The sequence below is a fragment of the Alkanindiges hydrocarboniclasticus genome (assembly GCF_001982605.1).
GTDB lineage: Bacteria > Pseudomonadota > Gammaproteobacteria > Pseudomonadales > Moraxellaceae > Alkanindiges > Alkanindiges hydrocarboniclasticus.
This window is the reverse complement of sequence record NZ_MLCN01000055.1, coordinates 39,023-49,990: the sequence shown is the minus strand read 5'-3', so window position 1 is coordinate 49,990 and position 10,968 is coordinate 39,023. Positions and strand designations below refer to the sequence as shown.

General features: G+C 39.9%; 11 protein-coding genes. 7 read left to right on the top strand and 4 right to left on the bottom strand.

The annotated features are described in order from the left end of the window. Positions 1 to 164 precede the first annotated feature (164 nt). From BKE30_RS14895 to BKE30_RS14880, 4 genes are all read left to right on the top strand, one after another. On the top strand, positions 165 to 566 hold the full coding sequence (locus tag BKE30_RS14895; RefSeq protein WP_076879352.1) for an H-NS histone family protein: 402 nt from the start codon (positions 165 to 167) through the stop codon (positions 564 to 566). A gap of 134 nt (positions 567 to 700) precedes the next feature. Beyond that, entirely contained in the window at positions 701 to 1,405 is a 705-nt protein-coding gene (locus BKE30_RS14890) for a ParA family protein (RefSeq protein WP_076879351.1), read from the top strand. 16 nt (positions 1,406 to 1,421) lie between these two features. Then, positions 1,422 to 2,606 carry a ParB/RepB/Spo0J family partition protein gene (locus tag BKE30_RS14885; protein WP_076879350.1) on the top strand — a complete coding sequence of 395 codons (1,185 nt, stop codon included), beginning with the start codon at positions 1,422 to 1,424 and terminating at the stop codon, positions 2,604 to 2,606. A 42-nt stretch (positions 2,607 to 2,648) separates the two neighbouring features. Further along, complete coding sequence (locus BKE30_RS14880) at positions 2,649 to 2,891, top strand: Arc family DNA-binding protein (protein WP_076879349.1); 243 nt, start codon at positions 2,649 to 2,651, stop codon at positions 2,889 to 2,891. Between the two features lie 391 nt (positions 2,892 to 3,282). Here the strand turns inward: BKE30_RS14880 and BKE30_RS14875 are convergent, their stop codons facing one another. Both BKE30_RS14875 and BKE30_RS14870 read right to left on the bottom strand, forming a co-directional pair. After that, positions 3,283 to 3,984 carry a hypothetical protein gene (locus BKE30_RS14875; RefSeq protein ID WP_076879348.1) on the bottom strand — a complete coding sequence of 234 codons (702 nt, stop codon included), beginning with the start codon at positions 3,982 to 3,984 and terminating at the stop codon, positions 3,283 to 3,285. Then, entirely contained in the window at positions 3,981 to 5,009 is a 1,029-nt protein-coding gene (locus BKE30_RS14870; protein WP_083698618.1) for a tetratricopeptide repeat protein, read from the bottom strand. Before BKE30_RS14870 ends, BKE30_RS14875 begins: the two co-directional genes overlap by 4 nt. Positions 5,010 to 5,146: 137 nt before the next feature. On the opposite strand from BKE30_RS14870, the gene BKE30_RS14865 reads away from it, so the two are divergent. Genes BKE30_RS14865 through BKE30_RS14855 form a run of 3 tightly spaced genes read left to right on the top strand, consistent with a single transcriptional unit; the run spans position 5,147 to position 9,824 of the window. Further along, positions 5,147 to 7,759: a hypothetical protein gene (locus BKE30_RS14865; protein ID WP_076879346.1), complete on the top strand. Its 2,613-nt coding sequence runs from the start codon at positions 5,147 to 5,149 to the stop codon at positions 7,757 to 7,759. 24 nt (positions 7,760 to 7,783) lie between these two features. After that, the gene (locus BKE30_RS14860) at positions 7,784 to 9,514 is read left to right on the top strand and encodes a type IV secretory system conjugative DNA transfer family protein (RefSeq protein WP_083698617.1); all 1,731 of its coding nucleotides are present in this window, start codon (positions 7,784 to 7,786) and stop codon (positions 9,512 to 9,514) included. 19 nt (positions 9,515 to 9,533) lie between these two features. Beyond that, entirely contained in the window at positions 9,534 to 9,824 is a 291-nt protein-coding gene (locus tag BKE30_RS14855) for a hypothetical protein (protein ID WP_076879345.1), read from the top strand. Between the two features lie 59 nt (positions 9,825 to 9,883). Here BKE30_RS14855 and BKE30_RS14850 read toward each other — a convergent pair whose 3' ends face one another. Next, the gene (locus tag BKE30_RS14850) at positions 9,884 to 10,555 is read right to left on the bottom strand and encodes a replication initiation protein (RefSeq protein WP_076879344.1); all 672 of its coding nucleotides are present in this window, start codon (positions 10,553 to 10,555) and stop codon (positions 9,884 to 9,886) included. Positions 10,556 to 10,557: 2 nt separating this feature from the next. Continuing rightward, on the bottom strand, positions 10,558 to 10,929 hold the full coding sequence (locus tag BKE30_RS14845) for a hypothetical protein (RefSeq protein WP_076879343.1): 372 nt from the start codon (positions 10,927 to 10,929) through the stop codon (positions 10,558 to 10,560). Positions 10,930 to 10,968: the final 39 nt, after the last annotated feature.

Sequence of the window (10,968 nt, the reverse complement as noted above, 5' to 3'; positions counted from 1 at the left end):
ATATCCTTATTTTTTAAAGGTTACTGATTACATTTTTGAGTTAAATAGCTTTTAAAATATCCATTAATTAAAGCTTTTAGCAAATAGCTATTCTATTTTATCTTTTAAATCGATAAAATAGTCGGTGACCATTATGTATACGTTAATTTTCAGGGGAATGAAAAATGTCACGAAGTGATCTTTCGCCAATTAAGCTAGGTGATACTGAAAGTATTGATCAAGCATTGCAAACATGTAGCCCAGATGCTTTAGCCAGTATTATGGAAGCAGCCAAGAATAGATTGGATCAATTAAAATCCGAAGAGAAGGCTGCGGACGTTAAAAAATTAATTGATATCGTGCAAAAGCACCGCCTAACTAATCAGGAAATTAATAACATTCTTTCCAAGTCTGGCAGTATTTTTACGCCTTCTGGTGAAGCATTGCGCTCAAGCAATAAGAACATGTACGTTAATCCAAATAACCCGTCCCAGACATGGTTCGGACTTGGCCGTTTGCCTCAGTGGATTAAAGATTATGAAGCAGTCGCTGGACAAAGTCGTTCTGATTTAATTCAGAAAAACTAATTGATTATGAAAAGGAGCCCTAATAAGGGCTCTTTTTTAATTCCAGTCATTTTTTAAATATATTGCCTTTTAAATTTATTGTGGTATGATTGACCTGCGTAATTAATATAACTGTATGTTAAGCAGGTAATTTCATGAGTAAAACAGCAAAAGTAATAGTTGTTGCAAATCAGAAAGGTGGTGTTGGCAAAACAACAACAACAATAAACTTGGCCAATGCAGCTAAGTCTACCGGATATAAAAGTGTCATTTTAGATTTTGATCCACAAAATAGTGCTACAAAATGGCGGAACCGAGCAGATACTGATAGCAAAACCAGCTTAATGTTGCCAGATGTCATTAATTGCGCAAACGATGATTTTCCTGAAACCGCCATTTCTGAAGCAAAGGAAAATTATGATTTTGTATTTATTGATACCGCAGGGTATGTTGGCAATCCCAATGAGACTGCCTTCAATCAAATTTCGGAAATTATACTAACCGCTGACTTGGTTATCACGCCCATGACTTCTGGCGTCTCTGAATATGAGTCTACGCTTGAAACGCTGAATTTTATTGAAGCCATTTCAGAACAACACAACCATCCCGTAGAAATCCGCATTCTCGTAAACAGTTATTCAAAAAATAGAACTGGTACATTGATGAGTGCCCTACTTTCAAAAGCTAACCCTGATTTTCGCTGGAAAGCCTTTGAAGAATATATTGCCAATAGTGTTGACTATAAAATTGCTATTGATAATGGCCAAACTGCGCTGGTGCCAAAAGTACTTAAAACAGGAGAATCCTTATTAAGGATTTTTTCTGAAATTCTTGATATTTTTAAGAACCAAGAAAAATGAGAAAGGGACTTTTACAATGAGTACTGCTAAAGCTAAAGGCAATAGCGTTGAAGCCATCATGGCAAAAGTACAGGCGACGTCTGGTGGCGCAGGTATTCAAGGCCGGCTAAATTCAAAGCCTTATTTGCTTAATTTAAAGAAAGAGCAAATTGTTTTTGACGACAACCAAGTGCGTTTTTGGTTTGATGAAAACGAGATTGCAGCTTTACGGTTAAGTATTGAGGAAAATGGCCAGCTGGAACCCATTGTAGCCTACCCTGTTCCTAATGAAAAAAACCGGTTCAAGATACTGGTTGGTGAGCGTCGAGTCAGAGCAATTCTTTCCAGTAAAAAGATAGAAACGATTGCTGCCATGATTATGGCCGTTGACGACAACGATAAGGTCAGTATTGCGCTTAAGCAATATGCCGAGAACCATGTCAGGGTCAACCTGTCAGCTATTGAAACAGCCGTTTTTTATAAGAAAATGGTCGAGCTGCAACCTGAGAAGTTAAAAAAGGATATTGCAGATCAACTTGGTATCGCCCCTTCTGATTTATCACGGTCACTTGGAATACTCGATATACCAAAAAATATTCAGGAATCAGCCCTGAAGTTTAAAATGGCCGATGTCCATGCTGTGGTTGCTTTAAACGAGTTATATAAACTTGACCCAAATTGCTTAAAATTGGCTGAACAACAGTTTGAGCAGGAAGGGATTGTTAGCAGAACATGGCTTAAAAGTGAAATTCGCACTCTTAAGGCCATGGAAAACCCAAAGGCAGTAGAGAATAAATCGGAAATTTCTAAAAGTGAGGGGCAAGCGGATTTGGCTGCCTCCAAGAAAGATTCGCAGGAAAATAATTCAACTGACGCCTTAACCAGTAATCAGTTAAAAAATGATAACCCTATTGAAGCAGCTGGTCATGATCGTGGGTCAAGCAATGAACCAGCCATTCCTGTTAAAAAAACGGTCGGAACAGGATTAAATGAAAATAGGCCTATCGCAGGTACAGTTGACCCAACGGCTAAAACCAATCCTGCCCAAGGCAATTCCCCTACTTTACTATCCCCCGCTCTGGGGTATGATGAAGAACTGATCAATTTATTCATTAGCCATATTGGCGCTAGTAGTAGTGAAAGTGTAATTTCATTATTTAAAAAGCTAAATTTATCTAATGAGCAATATGTAATTTTAAAGGATTGGGCAAATAATAAATAGCATAACTCTTATTTGGTCATGAGTGAAAATTGAGGCAAGTTTATGGGTAAAAATTTAGGCATCGAGTACAAAATGCGCATGCCTGCCGAGCTAAAAGAAAAATTAGCTGAATCGGCAAAAGAACTTAACCGATCTATGAATGCCGATATTGTTGCCCGTTTAAATCAAACCTTTGAGCAGTCTACTGCTGTAAGTGACGCATCTACTGAAGAGCTCATCAATGAACTGGCATCCAGATTAAGCCCTGATTGTCGCTTTATCATTGAAAAGAGTAATGAGACATAATAAAGAATCTTCAAAAACGAGACTTTAATTAAGTCTAAAAAAGAAAAGTCTCACACATGGTATGAGACTTTTATAATAATGAAGATCAATCATTATTGCCATCCATCAAAAGATGACTATTGCACATTCTGTACAGCACTGGCGATCTTAAGACCAGTACGTAAAAAATGATAATAGACACCATTCAAAGATGGTCAGTTGCGTGAGCAACTTAACAACCTGAACGCCTAAGCTAATAAACGTTCCAAGAACGATGCGAATATCATTCAATTATCAGAAAATCTGAAAACAGAATATACATCCACTTTTAGGCTAAAGCCTAAATGATTTAGTCTAAAGCTAGGCTTCGGACAAGAAAGATGATAAGAAAATTTAACTATTAATGCAAATATTAATTTATAAATTCCTTTAACGATTTAGTTAATCCATATTCCTTAACCCAGTTTGAAATTGTCCTATATGCGTGGCGATGCAATTGATGATAAGTATAGAATCGAACCTGCTGGTGCTGATCCAGCACCAGATCACCAGAAATGACATATCCAACCTTTTGTAAAATAGCTCTGGCTTTGTTCTTATATTGATAAAACTGTTTGCTATGGTACTGGCCACTATCATTGATATGGGGGAATACAATCAGGCCAACAATGAGACCGTTATCAATTGCAGCCCATGCCCTAAAAATCACTTCCGCTGAAAGATAGTCCTGTTGACGAATTAGGACAGATAAGTTGTTAGGACTATCCTCCTCTGTGGCCGATGACATTTCCTTGAAACGATGTTTATTGGAGTTGAAATTAAAAACAGTCGGCGCTTGACCATTGCCTAGCTTTCGGTTGGTTGTCATTCCCACGGCCAGTGAGCCTGACTGCTGTATTACCAGTGATCCAGTTTCAACAAATTTTTCATGAATACCCAGTAAGAGCAATGCTTCCTTGCGATATTTCTTATAAAGCTTATTTTTTCGGTTATCAGGTATATGATAAATATTAGGGAACATTATTGCCCCTAAAACCCGTTTATCATTGTTATTTACAGCCAGCCAGAATTTGGCTTTACCGCGCGCCAGTTGTGGTTGATCTGCTGGGATCATGTGAATAAATCCCCTTTCTCCAAAACGGTTCTACGGTCATCCACGCTCGATTGTAATAACCCTTGAACGATGCCCCCAATATGCGAAACGCGGTAGTTATCCCTGCCCTTCTTGATGGCATCTGGTGATGGGTTATATGCCCTGTACATGTCGGCAGCCACTTTGCGCCAATATGGATCAGGTGAAATCCGTAATGGCTCCAGAGATGCCACCATATTTTCCATACTTTTGCTCAGCAACAGACCCTCTGCGTGCAATCTGGCTAGGGTGTACATGGCTTCCGGATCACCACGGCTGCTGGCATCATCCAAACCAGCCATGACCTTGTTAATTTCAATATCCTTCGCTGCTTTCGTTTTAATTGAAAGAATGCCATAGCGGGTCTTGCATTTAGGGATAGTCTGATAATTAAAGCAGCCTTCGTATGCTTGAATTGCACCCTGATAGTCTTTTTTTACCTCATACATTTTGCCCAGCATATAATTGGCCTTACCCATGGTTTGCTGTGATGCAAGGTCAAATAGGCGAAAGGCCGTATCCGTGGTTTGCGGAACACCACGGCCATAAAGATATAGTACCCCAAGGTTATACATAGCCACTGGATCATTCATCCGCGCTGAAGCCGCCCAGTAGTGGGCTGCAATAGTCGGATTGAGCTTTACCAGCTTGGGTTCGTTGTCATAAATATAGCCGAACAAGGTGATCGCTTGAGAAAAGCCGGAATCGGCCAGCTGCTTGAGCGGCTTTAATGCAGTACGGTCTTTCTGCTCTATAAGCCTTTTTTTTAATTCATTAAATTTGGTTGTATTGGTCGTAAAACCAAAGTTTGCATCCTTGGGCAATTCAGGAAGCCATGATGGTCGGTCAATTTGAGGCAGATTTGAAATAAGGTCAGCATGACTGGCGGGACTGGAGAGCATCAAACTAATGATGAGTAAGGATGCTTTATAAAGACGAGGTGTCACATGAGTAACATTAACCAAGTCACTTGAGAGAAATGATTTTTTATTTATTAATTTAATCATTACGAGAACAAATCCTAAAATAAATACCTATTGTTATGTTAACCTTTTATAAATAAATGTTCTATCTTTGATAAGATAGTTATCTATTTTTTTATTGATAAACTTAATTATTAAGCTAATCGGGTGTTAATTTTAAGATGCAAAGTCCTTTTGAATTAATTAAAAAATCATTATTGATTGTTTTATTCTGGTGGGTTGTACTGGCATTAATACGCATGCGAAAAGTGGGTATTAATCATGAAGGTTTTTTGCTGAATGTGGATTCAATTCTTCTACTGTTTTTCATGATTATTTCTTTGATCACCGTCTATTTTTTTCTGTTCCTATTTGATTCAGAAAAAAGCAGGGCATTACAGAGAAGAATTAGTCCTGTAGAAATTGATGGACTTACCGTTAATTTAGGAAATCACTTTACCAAGAATGTTCATTCTAAAAAAGTTGGAGCTGTAAAATCACACCTGACTAACTTCAGAACTTTAGGCTCCCAGAAAGATAAAAATACGCTTTCTATAAGTAAATTACTAAAACATGAGAGCATCTTTGAAGCGTTATTTAACGCCTTAGAAGATCATGACCGCCAACAAATTAATGATTACCTTAAGCAACTCATTGAACATATAGAGTCATTCAAATATACCGGCATATCTACACTGCGGCCAGTGACCGGTAAGGGTAAGGCCATCAATTTAAAGAATAATCCCTTGGTCATTTTGACCGCCTTGTTCCCGTTTTACTCATGGAGCGAACTGCGCAATAGTAAGCATATTAATAGCCTTAACCTTCATGAAAAGCGGGTACTGTTCCAAGCAAGGGGCTTATACGATATTTATTACAAGAACTCGTACAATCAAACAGAGGTGCCTTATATCGCGCCTACTGAAAGCTACCGCTATCCGCAAATGCCAATACATATCCAGAATGGCAAGCCCTCCCCAATATTGGATGAACCGGTCGCACTTATTGAACTGGAACGTTTTATTAAAGGTTTTAAACCACTGGCCATTACTACCTTGGACGTTAAAGAAGAAGCCTATTCAATTGAAATGCTCTTTGGCCTGCTGGTTGAACTTATCTCTGAAAATGACCGCATCAACGGAAAAGTCACTGATAAGCGTATCGGGATGTTTGCTGAGGGTGACCTCTATTTGTATAACGAAAAATTATTTAAGGAGCTTCGTAAACTCTTCAGGCTGACCTATCCACAATTTGGGAATAAGGTTGGCAGCATACCCATGGCCATCTACGGCTACTTGCAGGAACAAGGTTATCTTAATGTTGTGATGGAGGGTAACGATGGCGAAGATATTACCTATACCAATGGTGAGTTACTCTCAGTTGAATGGGTTTCAAGTGAAAATGACAAGCCGATTATAACCAATGGTATTTTACGGATTAAGGCTATTGGCTCACTTTCGCATATCCGTTCCATTGTAAAAAAAGCAAGTAATTATCCCCGTATCCGTGGCATTGATGAACAAGATGCCATCGAGGGATCACTACGGTATGAAACATTATTTGGCCAGACAGGTAAACTCGATGATGCTAGCCCTGATAATTCGATTCTGAGCAAACTTGAGCAGCAGGCCAAGAACGATATAGCAATAGGTAATAGCGCCTTAAATATAGAGGAACCCGATTTAGCTGAAAATCAACATGAAGATATCATCAGCGAACTAGAAAATGAACTAGAAAATCCTGTCCCGCATGAGTCGATCATGGAGACAACCTCCATTGATATTGATGCCGAGCTTATGCCGGTTGATGACCAGTTCCAGCAAATTGATTTTTTGGGGAGTGATTTTGGTTCTGTATCCAGTGAGGTTATAACAGGTGCAGATAGTATTGAAGTGACGCAGCCAGAAGGCACCCTTGAAGGAGTGATCACTGATTTTTTAAATAAATTAACTGAATCCAGTCAGGATCAGACATCAATTGCGCCAGAATCTCCTTTAGATGGAATACCACAGGATCAGCAGAACCCAATGGCTGCTGCTAAAGATGGAGAGACAACCACAGTACCAGCCACAAAACCAAAGCGAGCCCGTAAGAAGCCTGAGTCAAATGAAGAAACCAAAACTTCGCGGCTAGCGCCATCCCCCAAGATTTCCAATGCTGCCCTAAAGTCAAGAATTAATGAGCATATGGTTATGCTCAGAAGTGATTTTTTCAACGGGACAAGGCTGGATCACGTCAAGCAGGAAGACATGGGCTGGACTATCTTTAACACCCATTTGCATGAGTTTTTTGACCAGACTTTGATAGGTGGCCTTACCAAATTCCATAAGGAAGCTGATCTTTATGAAGTCAGTTTCAACTACATAAAGCCTGATGATCAAGCCACCAAGCGCGTAAAGCAGGTAAAACTGGTTAGGATTTATAAATCTGGAGAGAACAAGCTATATAAAAATATTTCAGCAGATGAATGGACTAAGACCAACATCCGCGCCTTGATGGTAAAAATGTTCAGGCAGCTTGAAGGGATGAAGCGACAAGATAAGGTTCGCTTGGGTATCAATGCAAAACTACTACCGGCCAATGCCCTTTACCACACCATTTACTCATTTCCCAAAGAGAATTTAGGCACCATTTTTGGCGAGCATGCCACGGTTATTCAAAATCTGCTCAACTGTATTACACAGCATCCGAATGATCCATTGTTCAAGGAAACCAAGGAAGAATTGTTCGTCAGTGCTCGAAGTAATGATGGTACAGAAACATTTGTTGAACTGAAGCTCTTAAAAAATGGTTAATTCACTTTATTACAGTAGGCTGACATGAAACTAAGTCTTGAAGACCAAAGAACACTGACTTTTGCAGGTACCACGGATGCTTTAGGCTTGATATGCCTCATCGCGGGTATATTACTGTGCAATCCCTATTTTTCTGATCTCAACTTTATGGCCAAGTCCTTGGCCATCTTAATACTGATGCTATTTTCAGGCATCCTATGGTTTCCTCAGAAAATAAAACCTTTTCTGGATAAACGATTTTTCTTTCCTGTTGAAGAAAAACTCCGTATTGAATCATCCCCTATTCCCATTCCTGAAGCTGAAGCCCTAGGGAGCGGATTACTGATCGGCTATACCACGGATAACGGCATGCCGGTTTATATTCCATATTCTCGCCTAAGCCAGCATATGGCGCTGATAGGCCAGTCAGGGGTCGGAAAGACCGTCTGTGGAACAAACTTGATGACCCAGCATATCAGAAACGGCGGTGGTTACCTTTTCATTGACGGAAAGCTTAGCAGCTCGGAACTGGATAACGTAATTATGCTGGCCAAATGGGCTGGCCGCGAGCAGGATGTATACATCTTAAATGCAGCCAATCCTGAGCAGAGCAACACCTATAATCCCATTTTGTACGGTGATCCACAGGAAGTAGCCTCGCGTATTATTTCACTGATTCCGGAGGGCAGCGCAGGTACTGATCACTATCGGTCATCTGCAAAACAGGCTATTGAAACCATCGTTGCGGCCTTCCAGCGTCTTGGCAAGCCCTACAATTTCATGGATATTTCCATGGTACTTATGGAAGCACAAACAATCTATATCATTCTTAAGGAACTTAACTCCAAGTACTTTGATGATCCGGTCACAGCCCAGTTTAAAATGCTAATCAACCGTTATCGTGACAAGGACGGTCGTATTAATGTTGAGGAATTCCGCAAGACTCTTGGTGGCCTCGCTGGCCGTTTGCACGAATTTGCTACCGGTTCATTTGGGCAGGTTATGAATACCTATAACCCAGAACTCAAGCTGTACGATGCCATTATGCAACATAAGATTATTTATGTGATGCTGCCAACTATGGGTAAGAATGAACAGTCAATTTCACTCGCCAAAATGATCATTGCAGACCTCAGGACTGCGATCTCATGGATTCAGAAACTGCCGGATGAGTTAAAACCCAATCCACCCTACTTTGTTTTTCCAGATGAAGCAGGTTCCTATATTGATAAAAACTGGACACGGCCGCTGGAGCAATCCCGTTCTGCCGGCATTTTCTTTTGCCCCGCTTTCCAGACATTTGCCAATCTTGAAACAGACGAAAAGGAAAATAAGGAAATGATCTTAGGTAATACCTATACAAAGATTTTCTATAAGCTTGGTACTAACACTACTGCCACAGAGGCATCAGAAATGCTGGGCAACCGTCGCCGTACCACCTATGCCATTGGTGAGGGTCATGGTGCAAGTATCAGCGGTGCCGAGGTGGATACATCGCCGATCAAGAATCAAGGGGATAGTGCGGCAAGTACCACCATGCAACGTGATGAGGAGGTAGCAAAGGTCACACCTGAACAGTTTATGGCTTTGCCTATTGGTGAATGTATTGTTTTTTATGACGGTAACAGGATTTACCATCTTAAGACGCCAATTTTTAAAATCACGCCAGAAGCAAGAAAAGTCTTAAACCTAGATAACAACCAGCTTAACCGTTTTGTTATGCCGGAAGTTGAAGGACTGGATTTGTTTGAAAAAGTCAAAAACCTATTAAACTAGAATTGTTCAGGAAAAGACCATGGATTATTTCCTCACACTTTCTCAAGATACCCAGCTGTTTATCATCATTTCCTTTGCTGCATTAATTGTGATGATGTTCTTTAGCTCAACACGGGCGCTACTTTTCTGGATTTTTAATGAACTAATTTTTGATTTTATGCTGTGGCTGATCCAGAAAATATTTCTATGGATAGGCTGGTTTGTCAAAGGCATTTATTCAGCGCATGCGTTATTGATCAAGAATATATTTACCCCCCGTAGTGTGATGCTTCCATCGCTTGATGATCAGCGCCATGGTAGAGACAAGTAAGTACTCTTCATAACTCACCAGTCATTAGGATGATCTGTGTAGGTTAACAACTTGATTGTCTATACCATTTTGAGATTGGCAGAAATGTCTGGCCAATCCGTTAAGATAAAATCAAACCCAATGATTGTCCTGCTCTGAATGCGTGGTTTCATATGTATTTCTTGATCAAGCATAATAGAAAGCGCATTCAAGGCAGGTTTGAGCAACCGGTTTTTGAAATTACTCTGCTTTTGGTATGCAGGCCTGTCTTCAACTTCAAATAACTGGCGAAGCTGCTTTATTTCAATATAAGCGGTATTGGTTTGTATCAATGTCCAGAGTTGTGCCAAGTAAAATCCATTCAGGGTAACAGGGAGCCGCTTTCCATAACTGGCCAAAAACTCATGAATAAATTTGATATAAGGAATAAAACAGGGGTTTATTGAAACATTATCGATCACGACATTTTCGATATCCATTGTGTAGGTACTTATCCAGTAAACCTTGGAAACCCCACGATCAAGTAAAGAATGTAACCTGAGTTCACGGTTGGCAAACTCAGGAAATGCGCGAATAATAAAGTTGGTAATCATTTGCGCGGGTACACCCAAATTGATTAATACAGTTTGGCTTAAAACAACAGAAGAGGCATTTTCATACTTAAGATATTGGGTGGTGAGTGCCTGAATAATTTGTCGTTCAGGTAAGGTAAGCTGGGCAAGAAGTTCAATGACATGTGCATGGCTATACATGATTATTCCTCTATCTCAGATTTGGTAGATTGCTTAAAATAAGACAGCAGCAATTGAGCCACCTCAGGCTCAATGCCGATCACCAACCGTGTAAAGGGAACTAATTCATAATGAGTTAAAATATGAGTATAAGTTGTTTTACCCAAGCGCTGCCTGATCAATTTTTGATAAAAAAGGTTTTCAAGTGCCTTAAGCATGAGCCGTTCTGATAAATCAGTTTTAGGGAAATATTTATCATGCAGAACCTCTAACTCCACATGATAACCACAGTCCGGATCAGGCACTTTCTGAAGCGCCAATGTCAATATTTTAAGCTGTAAAGAGTCAAGCTGGGTGGCCACTAATGCAATTGGATTTTCTGGCGCAATTTGCATTTAATACTCCATACAATCAGTCGAATGATTGTAGCTTCT